The organism is Burkholderia sp. AU19243, assembly GCF_018148075.1.
In the GTDB taxonomy this organism is placed as follows: domain Bacteria; phylum Pseudomonadota; class Gammaproteobacteria; order Burkholderiales; family Burkholderiaceae; genus Burkholderia; species Burkholderia latens_A.
Genome location: NZ_JAGSTV010000021.1, coordinates 57,552 through 77,689, shown reverse-complemented (window position 1 = coordinate 77,689; position 20,138 = coordinate 57,552). Strand labels below are relative to the sequence as shown.

Genomic DNA, 20,138 nt, shown 5'->3' with positions numbered 1-20,138 from the left:
GCACGCACACGCCGATCTCGGCGCCTTTCTCGGCGGCCAGCTGCTTGAGCCGGATCGCCGCCGACAGCCCGGCGGGGCCGCCGCCGACGATCACGACGTCGTATTCCATCGATTCGCGCGGGCCGTACTGCGCGAGCAAGTCCTGTGTGGTCAAAATCCTGTCTCCTCCTGCGCCCCTACCGTTACGGTCAGAACTGGTCTTCCGTCAATGCGAGCACGCTCTCGTTGCCCTTCGCGCCGACGATCGACGTTTCGAGCGCGCCTGCCTGCACGAGCACGTGCTCCGCATAGCATTGTGCGACTGCGATCTTCGCGTCGAAGAACGCCGTGTCGCTCGCGCGGTTCGCATGCGCGGCCAGCAGCGCGCGGGCCATCTGCCATCCGCACAGCACGACACCCGCGAGTTTCAGGTACGGCACGCTGCCCGCGAACACCGCGTTCGGATCCTGCTTCGCGTTTGCGAGCACGTAGTCGACCACCGTCGACAACGCGCGCGCACCGTTCTCGAGCTGCGTCTTCATCGATGCAGCCGCTGCGCCGTCGATCTTGCCGAGCGCCGCGACCGTATCGCCGATCTCCGCGATCAGCGCCTTCGCGACCGCGCCGCCGTCGCGCAGCGTCTTGCGGCCGACCAGATCGTTCGCCTGGATCGCGGTCGTGCCTTCGTAGATCGCAAGGATTCGCGCATCGCGGTAATACTGCGCGGCGCCGGTTTCCTCGATGAAGCCCATCCCGCCGTGCACCTGCACGCCGAGACTCGCCACGTCGTTCACCATCTCGGTGCTCCAGCCCTTCACGACCGGGACCAGATATTCATAAATTGCCTGATGACGCGCGCGCGTCGCGTTGTCCGAATGACGGTGTGCGATGTCGCTGTGCGCGGCGGCCACGTACGCGAGTGCGCGCGCGCCCTCGGTCAGCGCGCGCATCGTGCCGAGCATCCGGCGCACGTCCGGGTGATGGATGATGGTCACCGACTGCTTCGCCGATCCGTCGACCGGGCGGCTTTGTACACGCTCCTTCGCGAAAGCCGCGGCCTTCTGGTATGCACGGTCGGCGACGCCGATTCCCTGCATCCCGACACCGAAGCGCGCGGCGTTCATCATGATGAACATGTATTCGAGGCCGCGATTCTCTTCGCCGACCAGGTAACCGATCGCGCCGCCGTGGTCGCCGTATTGCAGCACCGCGGTCGGGCTCGCCTTGATCCCGAGCTTGTGCTCGATCGATACGCAGTGCACGTCGTTACGTGCGCCGAGCGAGCCGTCTTCGTTGACGAGGAACTTCGGGACGATGAACAGCGAAATGCCCTTTACGCCTTCCGGCGCATTCGGCGTGCGCGCCAGCACGAGATGGACGATGTTGTCCGCCATGTCGTGCTCGCCCCACGTGATGAAGATCTTGGTGCCGAACACCTTGTACGTGCCGTCGCCCTGCGGCTCGGCGCGCGAGCGCACCAGCGCGAGGTCCGAGCCGGCCTGCGGCTCGGTCAGGTTCATCGTGCCCGTCCATTCTCCCGAGATCAGCTTCGGCACGTAACGCTGCTTCTGTTCGTCGGTGCCGGCCGTCAGCAGGGCCTCGATCGCGCCGTCGGTGAGCAACGGACACAGCGCGAACGACAGGTTCGACGCGTTCAGCATCTCGATGCACGGCGTCGCGATCAGCTTCGGCAGCCCCTGGCCGTCGTACTCGACCGGATGCTGCAGGCCCTGCCAGCCGCCTTCGACGAACTGGCGGAACGCGGCGCCGAAGCCCGGCGTCGCGGTCACGACGCCGTCCTTCCAGCTGCTCGGGTTGCGGTCGCCTTCGACGTTCAGCGGCGCCAGCACTTCGCCACAGAACTTCGCGGATTCGTCGAGCACGGCCTGCGCGGTGTCGTAGCCGGCTTCCTCGAAGCCCGGCAGCTGCGCGACGGTGTCGATGCCCGCGAGTTCCTTCAGCACGAACAGCATGTCCTTGACAGGGGCGTTATAGCTCATGGTCGATGTTCCAAATCAGGCGGTGAATGAGGCGCGCGGCCCGGGCGGCTGCGGCAAAACCGGCCAGCGCCAGGCGACGTCGTAGCCCATCGTAATGCCGAACCGGCCGATTTCCATTGTCATATCCGGCCCAGATGGTGACAAAATCGGCCACCAGATGTGGGGGCGATCCGCCAAAAGCCCGGCCGGCTGCGGGTTTGGCCGTCACCGGTTTCGGCGAATGCGGCGGCAACCGCACGCACCGCGCGTACCGGCCGGCGCGGGCCGACGGCACTAACGCGCCGCCGGATCGCGCAATCGCGCCGGAACCGTTTCCAGCGCCCGGACGGCACGTTGAAGATACGCCGCCGGTTTCGCGCGGCGCCGCGCAGCGCGACCGGCCTGCACGCGCATGGTCAGCAACCGCTCGACAGGATGCTGCGTGCGCGTCGATAAAACACAACAGTGCAACGGAGGATGTGCTCGACGCGACCGCGTGCTGCCCTTCCCCGACACGCGCGCGCATCGCGGCGAAAGCATCGTCCGCGCACTACGAACGACCGTGCATTTTTGTTATGCAATCATGCAGCCTGTGCACAAAACACCCGCATGATTCTGGTAACTTGACGCACCGGCCCGCGCGCTTCGCGATGGCCATCACCCATCTTTCATACTATGACATTACAGATTGGGATTCCTGTGGAGACAGCCACCGGCGAACGGCGCGTTGCGACCGTTCCCGAAGTGGTCGAGAAACTGATCAAGCTGGGGTTTGCGGTGGCCGTTCAAAGCGGCGCCGGTGCCGGCGCGAACTTTGACGACGACGCGTATCGCGCGGCCGGCGCCAGCATCGCCGCGACCGCGGCCGAGCTGTGGTCGGGCAGCGACATCGTGTTGAAGGTGCGCCCGCCGAGCAGCGACGAAGTCGCGCTGATGCGCGAAGGCGGCACGCTGATCGGCTTCGTGTGGCCCGCGCAGAATCCCGAACTGATGCAGCAGCTCGCGGCGAAGCGCGCGACCGTGCTCGCGATCGATTCTCTGCCGCGCACGCTGTCGCGCGCGCAGAAGATGGACGCGCTCACGTCGATGGCCGGTATCAGCGGCTATCGCGCGGTGATCGAGGCCGCGCATGCGTTCGGCCGCTTCCTCAACGGGCAGGTCACCGCGGCCGGCAAGATCCCGCCGGCCAAGGTGTTCATCGCCGGCGCCGGCGTGGCGGGGCTGGCCGCGATCGGCACGGCCGCAAGCCTCGGCGCGATCGTGCGCGCCAACGACACGCGTGCGGAAGTGGCCGATCAGGTCAAGTCGCTCGGCGGCGAATTCGTCAAGGTCGACTACGAAGAGGAAGGCTCGGGCGGCGGCGGTTATGCGAAGGTGATGAGCGAAGGCTTCCAGCAGGCGCAGCGCGCGATGTACGCGCAGCAGGCGAAGGACGCCGACATCATCATCACGACCGCGCTGATTCCCGGCAAGCCGGCGCCGAAGCTGATCACCGCCGACATGGTGCAGTCGATGAAGCCCGGCAGCGTGATCGTCGACATGGCCGCCGAACAGGGCGGCAACTGCGAGCTCACGGTTCCGGGCGAGGCCGTCGTGCGCCACGGCGTAACGATCGTCGGCTATACCGATCTCGCATCGCGTCTGTCGCGGCAGTCGTCGACGCTGTACGCGACGAACCTGCTGCGCGTGATCGAGGAGCTTTGCAAAGGCAAGGACGGCACGATCAACGTCGATTTCGACGACGACGCGATCCGCGGCCTCACCGTAATCAAGGAAGGCAGCGTCACGTGGCCGCCGCCGCCGCTCAAGCAGCCGGCCGTCGCGCCCAAACCGGCCGCGGCCGCACCCGCGGCAGCCGCGCCGGCGAAGTCGAAAGGTCACGGCCACAGCGGCGAGCCGATGTCGGCGAAGGCGCTCGCGATCGTGTTCGCGATCGGCGCAGTCGCATTCCTGCTGGTCGGCCAGTTCGCACCGGCCAGCTTCCTGTCGCACTTCACGGTGTTCGTGCTCGCGTGCTTCGTCGGCTACATGGTGATCTGGAACGTCACGCCGTCGCTGCACACGCCGCTGATGAGCGTGACCAACGCGATCTCGTCGATCATCGCGATCGGCGCGCTCGTGCAGGTCGCACCGCCGCTCGGCGAGCTGGCTAATGCCGGCGATCGTCCGTCGGGGCTGATCCTCGGCCTCGCGGTCGGCGCGCTGACGCTCACGGCCGTCAACATGTTCGGCGGCTTCGCGGTCACGCGCCGCATGCTGGCGATGTTCCGCAAATAAGGGGACGACAATAATGACTTCCAACCTGACTACCGTCTCCTATATCGGCGCCGCGATCCTGTTCATCCTGAGCCTCGGCGGCCTCGCGAACCCCGAAACCGCGCGCCGCGGCAACCTGCTCGGCATGATCGGCATGCTGATCGCCGTGCTGGCGACGGTCGCCGGCCCGCGCGTGTCGGCCGCCGGCATTCCGTACGTGGTCGCCGCGCTGGTCGTCGGCGGCGCGATCGGCCTCTACGCCGCAAAGAAAGTGCAGATGACGCAGATGCCCGAACTGGTCGCGCTGATGCACAGCCTCGTCGGTCTCGCGGCGTGCCTCGTCGGTTTCGCGAGCTACATCGACACGTCGCTGCCGTTCACCGGCGCGGAGAAGGCCATTCACGAGGTCGAGATTTATGTCGGCATCCTGATCGGTGCCGTGACGTTCGCGGGCTCGATCATCGCGTTCGGCAAGCTGTCGGGCAAGATCGGCGGCAAGCCGCTGCTGCTGCCCGCACGGCACTGGCTGAATCTCGCCGCGCTGCTGATCGTGCTGTACTTCGGCCGCGCGTTCCTGCATGCGGAGACGATCCAGGACGGCATGCTGCCGCTCGTCGTGATGACCGTGATCTCGCTGCTGTTCGGCGTGCACATGGTGATGGCGATCGGCGGCGCGGACATGCCCGTCGTCGTGTCGATGCTCAACAGCTACTCGGGGTGGGCCGCGGCCGCGACCGGCTTCATGCTCGGCAACGACCTGCTGATCGTGATCGGCGCGCTGGTCGGCTCGTCCGGTGCGATCCTGTCGTACATCATGTGCCGCGCGATGAACCGCAATTTCATCAGCGTGATCGCGGGCGGCTTCGGCAGCGGCGCCGGCGCGCCGGCGGCTGCCGGCGGCGGTGCGCAACCGGCCGGCGAAGCGGTCGCGGTCAGCGCGGCGGAGACGGCCGAGCTGCTGCGCGAGGCGAAGCGCGTAATCATCGTACCCGGCTATGGGATGGCCGTTGCGCAGGCCCAGCACACGGTATTCGAACTGACTAAACTGCTGCGCGAGAAAGGCGTGGACGTGCGCTTCGCGATCCATCCGGTCGCGGGCCGCATGCCCGGCCACATGAACGTGCTGCTGGCCGAAGCGAAGGTGCCGTACGACATCGTGATGGAGATGGACGAGATCAACGACGACTTCCCCGAAGCCGACGTGTCGATGGTGATCGGCGCGAACGACATCGTGAACCCGGCCGCGCAGGACGACCCGTCGAGCCCGATCGCCGGGATGCCGGTGCTGGAAGTGTGGAAGGCGAAGACGTCGATCGTGATGAAGCGCAGCATGGCGTCCGGCTACGCGGGCGTCGACAATCCGCTGTTCTACAAGGACAACAACCGGATGCTGTTCGGCGACGCGAAATCGATGCTGGACGAGATCTTCGGTGCGCTGAAGGCCTGAATCCGGCCGCGCGCGGGAGCCGGCCGCCAAGCCGCTCCGGCGCCGCGCACGCGCCGAACCATCATCGCGGATGCCCGGGCCGGACGCGTTGTCCGCACCCGGCATCCACCCGTCTGCGTCGCACGTCGTAGCAACCCTCTCCCACCCTCGCCGCACCGCCGCACGCGGACGATGAACGCGGCGGCGCACGTTCACATCGGTTGGCGCGGTGGGCGCGCTACCGGCTTCGGGAAAGCCGAACGACGATGATCGACGAACCGCTTCGTGATTTCTCCGCGCCTGCGCATCATGCTGGCTGCTCGCGGCGTGCGCGTCGCCGAACGCCGGTGCGCGCCGTGCATTGACGAGCGGCCCCGACGGGAGCCATCCATGGGAGCGCGCGAAGGATGCCGGTTATGGGAACAAGTTCGACGCGGGCAGATTCCGCCCGCCGCGTTACGCACGCCGCCGGTAAGTCCCCGGCGTACTGCCCGTCCAGTGCCGGAATGCGCGATGAAACGCGCTCGGATCGTCGAAGCCGATATCTGCGCCGATCGCCGCGATCGTGTCGAGTGTGTCGGTCAGCCGCTGGATCGCGATGTCGCGCCGCAGTTCGTCCTTGAGCGCCTGGAACGTCGTGCCTTCCGCGGCGAGGTGACGACTCAGCGTGCGCACCGAGCAATGCAGGTGCTCGGCGGCCTGATCGATCACCGGCAGGTCGGGCAGCGCCGCCGACAGGTACTGCCGCACGCGATGACACACGAGCTGCTCGCTGAACGATTCGAAGATCCAGTCGCCCGGCGCGCGTGCGAGAAACTTGCGCAGGTTTCGCTTGCTCTGCCGGATCGGCGCGTCGAGGTAGTCGGCGCTGAAGCGCATCAGCGTACGTTCGCAGTCGAACTGCACGGCCCCCGTGAAGAAGTACAGGTGCTCGACCGCGTGGCGCGGCCGCGGACACGCGAGCTCGATCTTCAGCAGCGGAATCTTCTGCCCGATCAGCCACGAGCACACGCCGTGCACGAGCTTGAGCATCAGCTCCTGGCCGAGCGCGCCGATCGGGCCGACGGCCGGGTTCGGGCGCAGCAGCACCTGCGCGACCAGACCGTCGCGCTTCGATTCGACGAAGAAGTCGTCGAGCAGGATATGGAAGAACTGGCCGAAACGATGCAGCGCCGTTTCGAGGTTGCGCGCATCGAGCAGGCTCAGGCACAGATACTTCAGCGTGCCGCCGCGCAGCGGGCGCGAGAAGATGCCCGGCATCTCGTCGTCGAGATCGATCGCGAGCGTGCGATACAGCGTCGAGAACTGCTCTTCCGTCACGCGTGCATGCGGCTCGCCGAGCAGCTCGAGCGGGATGGCGGCGCCGCGCAGGTAGCGCTCGACCACGTCGCGCTGCACGCCCGCGCTCGCGAGAAACCCGTTCACGAGCGAGATCGGCACCGTCGCGCTCGGCGAAGGCAGCGCTCGCCCGGCCCGGGCGGAAGGTGAGTCTGAACCGGTCATCGCATCCCCGTCGATCGAACCGCTCGCATTGTACTTGAGCGGCCGATGCAGGGCTGTCGGTGCGCTCGCGGCTGCGGCCGAGGCTTTACCGGTTGTCCGCGCATCGGCCCGCGCGCCGGTGAGCACCCGGCGCTTCGGCGCCATCAGTCGACGCGGCCGGGCTCGCAGCGCAGGATCTCGCCGACCGTCGACTTCGGCAGACGACGCTCGACCGCGCGGCGGCGCGTGTATCAGGAACTGACTCGCACGCCGGAGCCATTCGCCCACATCGACGCCATCGCCGACACGCTGCGCATGACGTCGCGCCCGCTGCGCCGCAAGCTCGACGCCGGAGGCACGTCGTACAGCGAGTTGTGGACGAGCGTGCGCAGTCGCTCGCAATCGACTATCCGGGCACCACCACGCTCCGCACCGAGGACGTCGCACTGACGCTCGGCTTCAGCGACGCGGTCGGATTCCGCCATGCGTTCAAGCGCTGGACCGGCATGACGCCGAGCGACGCGCGGCGCAGGCGCGGCGGGTAGTTCGCCGCGCCTTGAGATTTGAGATTTGAGATTTGAGATTTGAGCTTTGGGCTTTGGGCTTTGAGCCTTGAGCCTTGAGCCTTGAGCCTTGAGCTTCGAGCCGCTAACCCGCGCGCAGTTTCACCGCCCCTCGCCCGTCGCCGGCTGCGCAACCGGCAACGCGAACTCGAACACCGCACCGCGCCCGTCCCGCTCGACGAGCCGGATCGCGCTGCCGTTCAGCGCGAGCATCCGGTGCACGATCAGCAGGCCGAGGCCGCCGCTCGTCGCCGTGCCGACGTTCATCGGCCGCTGCGGACGCTGGAACAGCCCTTCGCGCCGCGCCGGCGGAATTCCTTCGCCGGTGTCGGACACGGTCACGACCACGCGATCGTCGCGCGGCGTCAGCGCGACTTCGACTTCGCCGTGTTGCGGCGTATGCCGCAACGCGTTGTCGAGCAGGTTCGTCAGCACGCGCTCGATCATCGCGAGATCGGCCGATACGGCCGGCACGCGCGACGGAATTCGCGCATGCAGTGCGATGCCGCGCGACTGTGCGGCCAGTTCGAACTTCTGGAATACGTCCTGCACGAGATCGACGAGCGAGAACGGCTCGCGCTCGGCCTGCACGCCGCCCGACTCGAGCCGCGCGAGCTCGAACAGCGCCTGCGCGAGCCGGCCGACCTTCGCGCTCTGCGCGAGCGCGATCGACAGATAGCGGCGGCGTTCGGCCTCGGCGAGCGTGTCGGACTTCAGCGACAACGTTTCCAGATAGCCGTGCAGCGACGTCAGCGGCGTGCGCAGATCGTGCGAGATGTTCGTGATCAGTTCGCGGCGCTGCTGGTCCTGGCGCGTCAATGCGCGCCACTGGTCGCCGATCCGGTCGGCCATCTGCGCGAACGCGGATTCGAGCACCGCGATGTCGTCGCCGCGCCGCCCTGGCGGCGAACGCGGCACCGGCGGCTGAGTGTCGGGCGCACCGTCCGCGTCGAAGCGGCGCATCGCGTCGGTCAGCCGGCGCAGCGGGCGCGTAATGAAGCTGAACGCGGTCAGGCCCGCGAGCAGCCCGAGCAACGCGACGACCGCCATCGACCATAGCGTCGTGCGCAACACGTTGCCGGCGTCGAAGCGCGCGGCCAGCCGGTCGTGCGCTTCGCCGAGCAGCACCACGTAGATATAGCCCGAAGGCGGCTGCCCTGCACGCTGCAGCGGCGCGGCGCTGAACACCTTGCGTGCGTCCGGGCTGCGCGGATCGTCGCCGAGGATCGGCAGCGCGTCGCCCGCGATGAAGCGCTGCACCGGAGCGAGATCGACACGGTCGCGCTTCACGTGGCCCGGCGGCGCGTCGTCGCCCTTGATGCGCCCCGCGTTGTCGAGCAGGTACACCTCCACGCTCGGGTTCACGCCCATCAACTGGCCGAACAGCGTGCGCACGGCGTCCGGGCGCAGCCCGTTCGCGTCCATCAGCGGCGTGCTGCTCGCGATATGCGCGGCCAGATCGCGCGACAGGCTCTGCACGACTTCCTTCTCGCGCATGTCGTTCGCACGAATCTGCAGCCACGCGGACGCGCCCGAACATGCGAGGAGCAGCACCGCGAATACGCACGACAGCCGCTGGGTGAGGGTCAGTTTCATCACCCGTCCCGCTGGCCCGGCGCGGCGAGCTTGTAGCCGCGGCCCCATACGGTGAGGATCCGCACCGGCTCGGCCGGATCGGCCTCGATCTTCGCGCGCAGCCGGTTGATGTGGGTGTTCACCGTGTGTTCGTAGCCTTCGTGCTGGTAACCCCACACGGCGTTCAGCAGGTCCATCCGCGAGAACACCTTGCCCGGGTGCCGCGCGAAGAAATACAGCAGGTCGAATTCGCGGGGCGTGAGGTCGATGCGCGTGCCGTCGACGCTCGCTTCCCGCGCGATCGGGTCGATCGACAGGCCCGCGACGTCGAGCGTGCCCGCATCGATCCGCGAGTCGCGCGCGAGCGCGTCGACACGCCGCAACAGCGCCTTCACCCGAGCGACGAGTTCGAGCACCGAGAACGGCTTCGCGAGGTAGTCGTCGGCGCCGAGCTCGAGCCCGAGGATCCGGTGCACCTCGCTCGAGCGTGCGCTGGTGATGATGATCGGCGTGTAGCGCGCCATCGCGCGGGCCCGACGGCAGATTTCGAGGCCGTCGACGCCCGGCAGCATCAGGTCGAGGATCAGCGCGTCCCAGTTGCCCTGTTCGAGCAGGCGCAGGCCTTCGGTGCCGTCCGCGCTATGCACGACCTCGTAGCGCTCGTCGCGCAGGTGCAGGCTGAGCACATCGGCGATGTCCGCGTCGTCTTCGACGATCAGGATGCGTTTGGGGTGGTCCATGGTGGCGGCAAGTCGTGCGGCGGTACGGTCTGGGAAGCCGGAAGGCAGTTCCGGACGGCCCGGCGCCGATTACCGACGACCGGGGACGAATCGCGGCAGCCACGCCGCGTTACCGCCATTGTGCGGAATTTCGCTCCGGAAAGGGATCACGTTTCGTTTAAGTTTTGGATCGCGCAATTCGCCTTTTCCCCTTCGGCTTCCCCGCTGCCGCGAGCTCGTGCGGGCTCTTCCCGGCGGCCGGCACGTTCGCTTCCTGCTACCGGTCGGCCGGCGGCCGCAGGATGCTGCGCGGAATCGACAGGATCAGCACGCAGCTGACCAGCAGGCAGGCGCCGAGCGCATAGGTGCCGTTGTTGATGTTGCCGGTCATTTCCTTCGCGATGCCGGTGATCATCGAACCCGTGAAGCCGGACAGGTTGCCCACCGAGTTGATCAGCGCAATGCCCGCAGCTGCTGCCGTGCCCGACAGGATCTGGCCGGGGAACGTCCAGTAGATCGGCATCAGCGCGAGGATCCCGCAAGTGGCGACGGTCAGGAACACGATCGACAGTGCGACGTTCTGCGCGCACGCCGCGCTCAGGATCAGCCCGACGCCGCCGATCAGCGCGGGAATCGCCGCGTGCAGGCGGCGCTCGCCGGTCCTGCGCGCGTGCGATGCATTCCACACCATCGCGAAAATGGCCGTGAGGTACGGAATCGCGGTCAGCAGGCCGATATGCACCGGGCTCTTCACGCCCGACGCGCGAATGATCGACGGCAGCCAGAACGCGAGCCCGTAGAAGCCGGTATTGAACGTGAGCAGGATGAAAGTGAGCAGCCATACGCGGGGGCTGCGCAGCGCGGCGACGGCGCTGTGCGACTTGTGCGTGGCCTCGCGTTCGAGATTGCGCGACAGCACCGCCTTCTCGTCGGCCGACAGCCACTTCGCCGATTGCGGACCGTCGCCGAGGCAGGCGAGCACGATGAACGCCACCACGATCGACGGCAGCCCTTCGAGCAGCAACATCCATTGCCAGCCGCTCATGCCCGACAGCCCGTGCGTCTGTTCCATCAGCCAACCTGAAACCACGCTGCCGAGCGTGAGACTCAACGGGATCGCCACCAGGAACCCCGACATGGCCACGCTCTGGCGCCGCGCAGGGAACCAGTAGTTCATGTACAGGATCACGCCCGGAAAGAAGCCGGCTTCGCACAGGCCGAGCAGGAAGCGCAGCGTGTAGAACATGGTGGACGTCTGCACGTGGAAGAACTGCGCAAGCGGCACGATGAAGGCCATCGACGACGACACGATCCCCCACGTGATCATGATCCGCGCGATCCAGAAGCGCGCGCCGTAGCGGTGCAGCAGCAGGTTGCTCGGCATCTCGAACAGAAAATAGCCCCAGAAGAAAATGCTCGCGCCGAGCGCGTAGACGCCGTCGCTCAACCGCAGATCGTCGAGCATTTGCAGCTTCGCGAAACCCACGTTGACGCGGTCCAGATACGCGACGACGTAACAGAGCAGCAGCAACGGCAGGATGCGCCGCATCACCTTCCGGTAAAGGGCGTCCTCGGACGGGTCGGCCGCGGCCGACGCGGCAGCGGTCTGGGCAATGGATGGCATCGGTGTCGTCTCCTGATCGTATAGGTCTTCTTCGTACCGGCGGGTTCGGTCATGCGCATATGTTACCGATAACATTCCGACGCGAAAAAAAACCGCCGACGGGACGACGGGAGCAACCGGCGCTCTGATACCGATAACATCAATCAAGGTAGAATGCCGGGACGGACGCGTACAAGGCCTGCAACCCGCGTGGTTTCCCTAGTGCAAGGGTCGCGGCAGCGGACGGGCGGCAGCCGGCCTGCGCGGCATCGGGCGCCGGTATGATGTAGCCTTCCCGGCTTTCTCCCGATTGCGATTCCGATGCCCAGTCCTACCGCCGTCCGGCCCGCCGGACCGCCCCGCATGTCCGACGTAGCGCGCCTGGCCGGCGTATCGAAGATGACGGTGTCGCGCGTGCTTGCCGGCCACAGCGTGGCCGCCGACACGCGGGAACGCGTGTGCCGGGCCATCGATCAGCTCGGCTACGTGGCCGACGCCGCGGCGGGCGCCCTGTCGTCGGGGCGCTCCGAATTCGTCGCGGTGCTGGTGCCGTCGCTGTCGAGCTCGAACTTCTCCGACACGGTGCGCGGCCTGACCGACGCGCTGGAGCCGCACGGCCTGCAACTGCTGCTCGGCGACACCGACTACGACCTCGAACGCGAAGAACGGCTGGTGCGGTCGATGTTGCGTCACCAGCCGCGCTGCGTCGCGTTGACCGGCGCGCAGCATACCGATGCAACGCGCAAGTTGCTCGCTCGCTCGTCCATTCCGGTGGTCGAGATGTGGGATCTGCCCACGCGTCCGATCGATACCGCCGTGGGTTTTTCCAACGTGCGCGCCGCGCGTGCGATGGTGCGGCACCTCGCCGAGCGCGGTTACCGGCGCATCGGCTTTCTCGGCGGCGCCAGCGAACTGGACCGCCGCGGCCTGGACCGGCTCAAGGGATACCAGGCGGAGATCAAGGCACTCGGACTGGGCGCGCCGCGCGTCGTGCGGCTTGGCGATTCGCCGATCACGATGAGCCACGGCGGCCCCGCCATGGCAGCCATGCTCGAGCAGTGGCCGGACATCGACGCGGTGATGTGCGTGAGCGACATGTCGGCGTTCGGCGCGATCATGGAATGCCACCGGCGCGGGCTGTCGGTGCCGACGGACGTGGCCGTGGCCGGCTTCGGCAACTTCGAGGTCGCGAGCTGCTGCCACCCGACCATCACAACCGTGTCGGTCGATGCCTATGGCATCGGCCGACACACGGGCGAGGCGCTGCTGGCCGCGCTGCAGGCGCGCGATGACGGTGAGCCGTTTGACTCGCGCAGCATCCGCATCGATTACACGATCGTCGCGCGGGAAAGCGCCTGAGCCACTGAATTCCTGCTGCCGGATGGAGCGTTAACGGCCGCGTGCCGGCGCGCGGCGTGCGCGCGTTCACGGGCGCGCATCGCGTCGCTCCGCCCCTCCGACACACGCACGCACGAACGGCGCGCCGCGCATGTCGATCCGGCCGGTTCGATGTCATGCGAACCGGCGCATGGATGCGGCACGCGCTCGCGCCCCAGGCAGCACGCGCACGCAAAATCGTCCTTCCTCGACGCGAAATCTCCGTGCTAACATCGACCCGTATGTTACCGGTAACTATCCGGCACGAAAAATCGGCCACGGCCCCATTCGGAGACAGCCCCCATGTCGCAAACCGCTCGCCGCCTGCGCAGCCAGGAATGGTTCGACGATCCCGCGCACGCCGACATGACCGCGCTTTATGTCGAGCGCTTCATGAACTACGGCCTCACGCGCGAAGAACTGCAGTCCGGGCGTCCGGTCATCGGCATCGCGCAGACGGGCAGCGATCTGGCGCCATGCAACCGCCACCATATCGAACTGGCGGAGCGCACCAAGGCAGGCATCCGCGACGCGGGCGGCATTCCGATGGAGTTCCCCGTGCATCCGCTCGCCGAGCAGAGCCGCCGGCCTACGGCCGCGCTCGATCGCAATCTCGCGTACCTCGGGCTCGTCGAAGTGCTCCATGGTTTTCCGCTGGACGGTGTGGTGCTCACCACCGGCTGCGACAAGACCACGCCCGCGTGCCTGATGGCCGCGGCCACGGTCGACATGCCAGCCATCGTGCTGTCGGGCGGCCCGATGCTCGACGGCTGGCACGAGGGCAAGCGCGTCGGCTCGGGCACGGTGATCTGGCATGCCCGCAACCTGCTGGCGGCCGGCGACATCGACTACGAAGGCTTCATGCAGCTGACCACCGCATCGTCGCCGTCGATCGGCCACTGCAATACCATGGGCACCGCATTGTCGATGAACAGCCTGGCGGAAGCGCTCGGCATGTCGCTGCCGGGCTGCGCGAGCATTCCCGCCGCGTACCGCGAGCGCGGCCAGATGGCGTACGCGACGGGCAAGCGCGCGGTCGAACTGGTTCGCGACGACGTGCGCCCGTCGAAGATCATGACGCGTGCGGCGTTCGAGAACGCGATCGTCGTCGCGTCCGCGCTCGGCGCATCGACGAACTGCCCGCCGCACCTGATTGCGATCGCGCGCCACATGGGCGTCGAACTGAGCCTGGACGACTGGCAGCGTTTCGGCGAAGCCGTGCCGCTGCTCGTCAATTGCATGCCGGCCGGCGAATACCTTGGCGAGAGCTTCCACCGCGCGGGCGGCGTGCCCGCCGTGCTGCGCCAGCTCGATGCGGCCGGCCTGCTGCGGCGCGACTGCCTGACGGTATCCGGCCGCGCGATCGGCGAGATCGCCGACGCCGCGCCGGACGCCGACCGCGACGTGATTCGCACCCCCGACGAACCGCTCAAGCATGGCGCGGGCTTCATGGTGCTGTCGGGCAACTTCTTCGACAGCGCGATCATGAAGATGTCGGTGGTCGGCGACGCCTTTCGCCGGACCTACCTCGCCGAGCCCGGTGCGGAGAATACGTTCGAGGCGCGCGCGATCGTGTTCGACGGCCCCGAGGATTACCATGCCCGCATCAACGATCCCGCGTTGCAGATCGACGAACGCTGCATCCTGGTGATCCGCGGCTGCGGCACGGTCGGCTACCCGGGCAGCTCGGAGGTCGTCAACATGGCGCCGCCGGCCGAGCTCGTGAAGCGCGGCGTGACGTCGCTGCCGTGCCTGGGCGACGGGCGCCAGAGCGGCACGTCGGCGAGTCCGTCGATCCTGAACGTGTCGCCGGAAGCCGCGGTGGGCGGCGGCCTTGCGCTGCTGCGCACGAACGATCGCATCCGCGTCGACCTGAATCGCCGCAGCGTGGACGTGCTCGTCGATGCAGACGAGCTCGCACGCCGACGCGACACGGCAAGCTACGCCGTGCCGCAAGCGCAAACGCCGTGGCAGGAGCTTTATCGCCGTTTCGTCGGCCAGTTGTCCACCGGCGGCTGTCTCGAACCGGCCACGCTGTACCTGAAGGTGATCGAGCAGCGCGGCAACCCGCGCCACTCGCACTGACCCAAACGCCCCACGACTCTTGCCGAGCTGACCATGCGTAATCTCTCCGCTTCCGATTGCCTGCCGAACGACCTCGCCCAAGCGCTGCTGATCGGCCGCGTCTGGCGACACGACGGCGCTCATGCGGGCCCGAGCGTCGTCGCCGTGCGCGACGGCGAGCTGTTCGACATCACCCGCACCGTGCCGACCACCGCTGATCTGTTCGACCGCCCCGATGCGGTCGAAATCGCGCGTGCGGCGCCGGGCGAACCGCTCGGCCGCGTCGAGCCGCTGCTGCAGGCGGCGCTCGACGGCACGCCTGGCGCCATGCATCTGCTCGCGCCATCCGACGTGCAGGCGATCAAGGCGTGCGGCGTCACGTTTGCGGTCAGCCTGATCGAACGCGTGATCGAGGAACAGGCCGGCGGCGATCCGGCCAAAGCGCGCGCCGTGCGCGAAACGATTGCCGCGACGATCGGCACCGATTTGTCGAAAATCGTTCCCGGCTCGGAAGCGGCGATGCGCCTGAAGGCCGAGCTCGAGCGCCGCGGCGCGTGGTCGCAATACATGGAGGTCGGCATCGGCCCCGATGCGGAGGTGTTCTCGAAATCTCAGCCGATGTCGGCGGTCGGCTTTGGCGCGGACGTCGGGTTGCTGCCGGCATCCGTGTGGAACAACCCGGAACCGGAGATCGTGCTGGCCGTCAGCAGCGACGGCCGGCCGGTGGGCGCGGCGCTCGGCAACGACGTGAACCTGCGCGATATCGAAGGCCGCTCCGCGTTGCTGCTTGGCAAATGCAAGGACAACAACGGCTCGTGCGCGATCGGTCCGTTCGTGCGGCTGTTCGGCGACGGTTTCACGCTGGACAGCGTGCGGCAGGCGAGCGTATCGCTGCGCGTCGAAGGCGCGGACGACGGCTTCGTGCTCGACGGCGTCAGCCACATGCGCGAGATCAGCCGCGACCCGGCCGAGCTCGTCGCGCAGACCTGCGGCGCGCATCATCAGTACCCGGACGGCTTCATGCTCTTTCTCGGCACGATGTTCTCGCCGATCCAGGATCGCGACACGCCCGGCGGCGGCTTCACGCATCACCTCGGCGATCGCGTGACCATCTCCACGCCCGCGCTCGGCGCGCTCGTCAATACCGTGCGGCTGTGCACGGAGATCGCGCCGTGGACTTTCGGCGTGCGCGCGTTGTATGCGAATCTGGCGGCGCGGGGGCTGCTGCGCGCGTGATGCGGGGCGCTACATCGTCCCGGCCAGATGAAACCGCGACGCCGGATGCCACAGCCGGACCGACGTCGCGACGTGCTCGCCGACCCACGTGCGGCGCGTCAGCACCAGGCATGGTTCGCCGATTTCCATCACGAGATGGCGGCGCACCTGCGCATTGGGTTTCTCCGCGTAGATCCGGAACTCCGCGCGCTGGATCGGCGCGAGCCGCACCATGTAGTGGTTCGGGGTCTCGACCGTGAAGTCCTGCTCCAGATAGTCGGGAAACAATGCCGGATTGACGTAGCGATCCTCGAACTGGATCGGCTCGTCCTCCTCGAAATGCACGATGCGCGAGTGAAACACGGGCCCGGAACGCAGTCCGAGCGCTTCGATCGCTTCCGCGTCGACGCTGCGCTCGATCAGCAAGACGCGCGCACTGTGCCGATGACCGCGCTCGGCGATCTCGTCGGCGATATTGCGGATTTCCAGTACCGTCGATTCGTAATGCCGGCGCTCGACGAACGTGCCGGCGCCCTGGATGCGGGTCAGTACGCGTTCGGCTGTCAGTTCGCGCAGCGCGCGCGACACCGTCATCCGCGCGACGCCGAATTCCTTGACCAGCTCGGCCTCGGTCGGGATCGCGCCGCCCGGCTTCCAGTCGCCCTTCGCGATCCGTTCGACGACGTAGCGCTTGATCTGTTGATAGGCCGGCAGTGCGCGCGCCGGCACGGCATCGGCCGATGCGATCGCCGGCCGGGCGGAATGTCGTCGTTCCGTTTCGTTCATGCGCCCTCGACCGAATGAATGATGGATGAGCCGCCCGCCGTCACTGCAACGGCGGCGCTTCGCCCGCGACGATGCGCGACGCGGCCGCGATGTCGTCCGCAAGCGGCCGGTCGTCGCGATACACCGGCACGCGTTCGCGGACATGCCGCCACAACGCGTCGGTCGATGCGGCCCTGCCCGCTGCATTCGTCTGCAGATCGTAGGCCTGCGCGGCGGCAAGCAGCTCGATCGCGAGCACACGCGTCGCATTTTCGATGATGTCGAGCGCCTTCAGCGCGGCGGGCGTCGCGTGACACAGATGGTCTTCCTGCAGCCCGGACGTGATACCGCCGTCGAGGCTCGCGGGCGCCGCGAGCCGCTGGTTCTGCGCGACCAGCGCAACCGCCGTGTACTGCGCGATCATGAACCCCGAGCACGTGCCGCCGGGCGCCGCAAGGAACGCGGGCAGCCCGCTCACGAGCGGATTGACGAGACGGTCGAGCCGCCGCTCGGCGATGGCCGCAACCTGCGCCATCGCGGCGGCGAGACTGTCCATCGCCAGCGCGATGCCGGCGCCGACCGCGTGCGCCTGTGAATAAACGACCGGCGCGTCGCGCGTGCCGGCCACGATCGGGTTGTCGGTCACGGATGCAAGCTCGCGATCGACGACCTCCGCCGTAACCGCGAACACGTCGCGGGCCGCGCCATGCACGTGCGGAATCGTGCGCAGGCTGAGCGGATCCTGCGTATGCCGGCCGTTGGCCGCGGCAAGCATCGGGCTGTCGGCGAGCATCGTCCGCAAGCGCGCACCGACGTGCGCGATACCCGGCGAAATCCGCAGCGCGAGCGATGCCGGGTCGAACGCGGCAAGCTGCCCGCCAAGATTCTCGAAGCTGGCCGCCGCGATCCAGTCGGCCCAGTCGAGCAGCCGTTCCGCGCGGGCGAGCGCGAGTGCCGCGAGCCCGGTCACGCAGGGCGTGCCGTTGACCAGGCTCAATCCCTCCTTCGCGCCGAGCGCGAGCGGTTCGCGGCCGATGCGCCGCAGCGCCTCGTCGCCGCAAATGCGTTCGCCGCGATGGCGCGCATGGCCATGCCCGATGCAAACGAGCGCGACGTGCGCCATGTGGGTCAGATAGCCGACCGAGCCATGTGCGGGCACCTCCGGCAGGCAATCGTGGTCGAGCAGCGCGACGAGCTGGTCAACCACGTCGGCTCGCACGCCCGAATGTCCGTGCGCGTAATTGTTGATCGCCGCCGCGATGATCGCGCGCGTTTCGGCCGCGCCGAGCGGCATGCCGACGCCGACCGCATGGCTCATCAGGATGCTGCGCGACAACGCGCTCTGCTGCGCCGGCGACACGATGACGTCGCACAGCGCACCGACGCCGGTATTGACGCCGTACGCGCGAATCCCGCGCGCGACGATCGCGTCGACGAGTTCGCGAGCGGCAACGACGCGCTTGCGCGTGTCGTCCGACAGTTGCAACGGCTCGCCGGCCGCCACTGTCGCCACCTGCCGCCAATCGAGCGGCCGGGTTGCACGGAATACGGTCATCGCGGCCTCAGTTCGTGGTGCGGTCGTGGTGGCTCGACACGAATTGCCGGAAGCGCTCGGAGGTGTGGCCGCCGAACACGTCGTCCGGCGTTCCGTCCGTGTCGACCTCGCCCTGATGCAGGAACATCACGCGATTCGACACGTGACGTGCAAAACCCATCTCGTGCGTGACGACCAGCATCGTGCGCCCTTCTTCCGCGAGCGAGCGCATCACGCGCAGCACCTCGCCGACCAGCTCGGGGTCGAGCGCGGACGTCGGTTCGTCGAACAGCATCACCTTCGGATGCATCGCGAGCGCGCGGGCAATCGCGACGCGCTGCTGCTGGCCGCCCGACAGATGAGCCGGATAGTGGCCGCGCTTGTCGGCGAGGCCGACGCGCGCGAGCAGCGCCTCGGCCTCCTCGACCGCTTCCGCGCGGCTGCGCTTCTGCACGCGCAGCGGCCCCTCGACGAGATTGTCGAGCACGGTCATGTGCGACCAGAGGTTGAAGTTCTGGAACACCATCCCGAGCTGGGAGCGGATCCGGTCGACCTGGCGCCGATCGCTCGGATGCAGCTTGCCGTCGCGCGCGCGCTTCATCGCCAGCTCCTCTCCGCCCAGCGCGACGGAGCCGTCGTCGGGCGTCTCGAGCAGATTCAGGCAGCGCAGGAACGTGCTTTTTCCCGATCCGCTCGCGCCGAGAATCGAGATGACGTCACCCTCGTGCGCGTCGAGCGAAATGCCCTTCAGAACGTGGTGATCGCCGAACGACTTGTGAATGTTCCTGACCGACAGCGCAACGGGAGCAGCGGTGTTCATCGGATTCTCCTGGAAAGAACGGGCACGCTCATGGCGCGACGCGTTGAGGATTGCGCGTCGCCGCGGCCGGCGCACCGGATGGCTTCGGCGCACGCAGGTGGCCGGATAGTCGCCATTCGAGCGCGCCGAGCACGCGCACGACGATGAAGTTCAGGCCGAGATAGATGAGGGCCGCGCAGATGAACACCTCGGTCGTCCGATACGTTTGCTGGATGATCTGCTGCGCGACGCCCGTCACTTCCCATACGGTGACGAGGCTGGCCAGCGCGGTCGACTTGACGAGCAGCACGGCTTCGGTCGAATACGCGGGCAGGCACTGGCGCAACGCGATCGGACCGATCACGCGACGCAGCAGCGCCAAGCCCGACAGCCCGATCGAATATCCGGCCTCGATCTGGCCAACCGGCGCGGCCATCAACCCGCCGCGCAGAATCTCGGCCGTGTAGCCCGCCGTGCACAGCGCGAGCGAGAGCACCGCGCACACGTACGGCTCGCGCAGCAGCGGCCACATGAAGCTCTCGCGGATCACGCCGAACTGACCGAGCCCGTAATACACGAGGAACATCTGGATCAGCAGCGGCGAGCCGCGAAACACGAGGATGTAGGCCCGCGCAAAGCGGTTCGGCAACCAATGCGGCGACACGCGCATCGCGACGATCACGAGCGACAGCAGGCCGCCGAGTACGAGCGATGCGGAGAACAGGCCGAGCGTGGTGGGCACGGCCGCGAGGAGCTGGCGCAGCGTATCGACGAGAAAGGCGAAATCGATGGACATGCTGGT

The 20,138-nt window shown here is 67.6% G+C and carries 15 protein-coding genes and 1 pseudogene; 6 read left to right on the top strand and 10 right to left on the bottom strand.

Annotation, left to right across the window (positions count from 1 at the left end):
• On the bottom strand, positions 1–154 hold a 154-nt coding region (locus tag KDW55_RS27270; protein WP_155753802.1), incomplete at its 3' end, for an FAD-dependent oxidoreductase.
• A gap of 34 nt (positions 155–188) precedes the next feature.
• Positions 189–1,979 (bottom strand): acyl-CoA dehydrogenase, encoded by a 1,791-nt coding sequence (locus KDW55_RS27265; RefSeq protein ID WP_069242190.1) that lies wholly within the window; start codon positions 1,977–1,979, stop codon positions 189–191.
• 654 nt (positions 1,980–2,633) lie between these two features.
• Here KDW55_RS27265 and KDW55_RS27260 point away from each other — a divergent pair.
• Together KDW55_RS27260 and pntB are read left to right on the top strand one after the other, a co-directional pair.
• Positions 2,634–4,235: a Re/Si-specific NAD(P)(+) transhydrogenase subunit alpha gene (locus tag KDW55_RS27260; RefSeq protein ID WP_038570742.1), complete on the top strand. Its 1,602-nt coding sequence runs from the start codon at positions 2,634–2,636 to the stop codon at positions 4,233–4,235.
• Between the two features lie 13 nt (positions 4,236–4,248).
• Positions 4,249–5,661 (top strand): Re/Si-specific NAD(P)(+) transhydrogenase subunit beta, encoded by a 1,413-nt coding sequence (gene pntB / locus KDW55_RS27255; RefSeq protein WP_038570745.1) that lies wholly within the window; start codon positions 4,249–4,251, stop codon positions 5,659–5,661.
• Between the two features lie 435 nt (positions 5,662–6,096).
• Here the strand turns inward: pntB and KDW55_RS27250 are convergent, their stop codons facing one another.
• Positions 6,097–7,287, bottom strand: coding sequence for an AraC family transcriptional regulator (locus KDW55_RS27250; RefSeq protein ID WP_249174124.1), 1,191 nt, complete (start codon positions 7,285–7,287; stop codon positions 6,097–6,099).
• Between the two features lie 75 nt (positions 7,288–7,362).
• On the opposite strand from KDW55_RS27250, the pseudogene KDW55_RS27245 reads away from it, so the two are divergent.
• A pseudogene (locus tag KDW55_RS27245) lies at positions 7,363–7,667 on the top strand (helix-turn-helix domain-containing protein); the annotation flags it as partial.
• A gap of 120 nt (positions 7,668–7,787) precedes the next feature.
• On the opposite strand, the gene KDW55_RS27240 reads toward KDW55_RS27245, so the two are convergent.
• From KDW55_RS27240 to KDW55_RS27230, 3 genes are all read right to left on the bottom strand, one after another.
• Complete coding sequence (locus tag KDW55_RS27240) at positions 7,788–9,281, bottom strand: HAMP domain-containing sensor histidine kinase (RefSeq protein ID WP_212161664.1); 1,494 nt, start codon at positions 9,279–9,281, stop codon at positions 7,788–7,790.
• Entirely contained in the window at positions 9,281–10,000 is a 720-nt protein-coding gene (locus KDW55_RS27235; RefSeq protein ID WP_038570751.1) for a response regulator transcription factor, read from the bottom strand. The genes KDW55_RS27240 and KDW55_RS27235 overlap by 1 nt, the downstream gene beginning before the upstream one ends.
• 256 nt (positions 10,001–10,256) lie before the next feature.
• Complete coding sequence (locus tag KDW55_RS27230) at positions 10,257–11,603, bottom strand: MFS transporter (RefSeq protein ID WP_038570753.1); 1,347 nt, start codon at positions 11,601–11,603, stop codon at positions 10,257–10,259.
• 300 nt (positions 11,604–11,903) lie between these two features.
• Between KDW55_RS27230 and KDW55_RS27225 the strand changes: the two genes are divergently transcribed.
• The 3 genes from KDW55_RS27225 to KDW55_RS27215 all read left to right on the top strand — a co-directional run bounded on the left by KDW55_RS27225 (position 11,904) and on the right by KDW55_RS27215 (position 16,259).
• Positions 11,904–12,941, top strand: coding sequence for a LacI family DNA-binding transcriptional regulator (locus KDW55_RS27225; RefSeq protein WP_080294420.1), 1,038 nt, complete (start codon positions 11,904–11,906; stop codon positions 12,939–12,941).
• A 321-nt stretch (positions 12,942–13,262) separates the two neighbouring features.
• Positions 13,263–15,044: an IlvD/Edd family dehydratase gene (locus KDW55_RS27220; RefSeq protein WP_038570759.1), complete on the top strand. Its 1,782-nt coding sequence runs from the start codon at positions 13,263–13,265 to the stop codon at positions 15,042–15,044.
• A gap of 33 nt (positions 15,045–15,077) precedes the next feature.
• Positions 15,078–16,259: a fumarylacetoacetate hydrolase family protein gene (locus KDW55_RS27215; protein WP_212161663.1), complete on the top strand. Its 1,182-nt coding sequence runs from the start codon at positions 15,078–15,080 to the stop codon at positions 16,257–16,259.
• Between the two features lie 9 nt (positions 16,260–16,268).
• Here KDW55_RS27215 and hutC read toward each other — a convergent pair whose 3' ends face one another.
• The 4 genes from hutC to KDW55_RS27195 are packed head-to-tail and all read right to left on the bottom strand — an operon-like array spanning position 16,269 to position 20,132.
• Positions 16,269–17,024, bottom strand: coding sequence for a histidine utilization repressor (gene hutC / locus KDW55_RS27210; RefSeq protein WP_038570764.1), 756 nt, complete (start codon positions 17,022–17,024; stop codon positions 16,269–16,271).
• A gap of 40 nt (positions 17,025–17,064) precedes the next feature.
• A complete protein-coding gene (gene hutH / locus KDW55_RS27205) occupies positions 17,065–18,558 on the bottom strand; it encodes a histidine ammonia-lyase (protein WP_212161662.1) in 1,494 nt (497 codons plus the stop codon).
• A 7-nt stretch (positions 18,559–18,565) separates the two neighbouring features.
• Positions 18,566–19,357: an ATP-binding cassette domain-containing protein gene (locus KDW55_RS27200; RefSeq protein WP_038570770.1), complete on the bottom strand. Its 792-nt coding sequence runs from the start codon at positions 19,355–19,357 to the stop codon at positions 18,566–18,568.
• A gap of 28 nt (positions 19,358–19,385) precedes the next feature.
• Positions 19,386–20,132, bottom strand: a complete 747-nt coding sequence (locus KDW55_RS27195; RefSeq protein ID WP_212161660.1) for an ABC transporter permease subunit — start codon at positions 20,130–20,132, stop codon at positions 19,386–19,388.
• Positions 20,133–20,138 lie beyond the last annotated feature (6 nt).

Coding starts and splice junctions, on each gene's coding strand:
- KDW55_RS27250 (WP_249174124.1), bottom strand. CDS start 7,287: ATGGCGCCGAAGCGCCGGGTGCTCACCGGCGCGCGGGCCGATGCGCGG.
- KDW55_RS27235 (WP_038570751.1), bottom strand. CDS start 10,000: ATGGACCACCCCAAACGCATCCTGATCGTCGAAGACGACGCGGACATC.
- KDW55_RS27225 (WP_080294420.1), top strand. CDS start 11,904: ATGCCCAGTCCTACCGCCGTCCGGCCCGCCGGACCGCCCCGCATGTCC.
- hutC (WP_038570764.1), bottom strand. CDS start 17,024: ATGAACGAAACGGAACGACGACATTCCGCCCGGCCGGCGATCGCATCG.
- KDW55_RS27240 (WP_212161664.1), bottom strand. CDS start 9,281: ATGAAACTGACCCTCACCCAGCGGCTGTCGTGCGTATTCGCGGTGCTG.
- pntB (WP_038570745.1), top strand. CDS start 4,249: ATGACTTCCAACCTGACTACCGTCTCCTATATCGGCGCCGCGATCCTG.
- KDW55_RS27260 (WP_038570742.1), top strand. CDS start 2,634: ATGACATTACAGATTGGGATTCCTGTGGAGACAGCCACCGGCGAACGG.
- KDW55_RS27230 (WP_038570753.1), bottom strand. CDS start 11,603: ATGCCATCCATTGCCCAGACCGCTGCCGCGTCGGCCGCGGCCGACCCG.
- KDW55_RS27195 (WP_212161660.1), bottom strand. CDS start 20,132: ATGTCCATCGATTTCGCCTTTCTCGTCGATACGCTGCGCCAGCTCCTC.
- hutH (WP_212161662.1), bottom strand. CDS start 18,558: ATGACCGTATTCCGTGCAACCCGGCCGCTCGATTGGCGGCAGGTGGCG.
- KDW55_RS27200 (WP_038570770.1), bottom strand. CDS start 19,357: ATGAACACCGCTGCTCCCGTTGCGCTGTCGGTCAGGAACATTCACAAG.
- KDW55_RS27265 (WP_069242190.1), bottom strand. CDS start 1,979: ATGAGCTATAACGCCCCTGTCAAGGACATGCTGTTCGTGCTGAAGGAA.
- KDW55_RS27220 (WP_038570759.1), top strand. CDS start 13,263: ATGTCGCAAACCGCTCGCCGCCTGCGCAGCCAGGAATGGTTCGACGAT.
- KDW55_RS27215 (WP_212161663.1), top strand. CDS start 15,078: ATGCGTAATCTCTCCGCTTCCGATTGCCTGCCGAACGACCTCGCCCAA.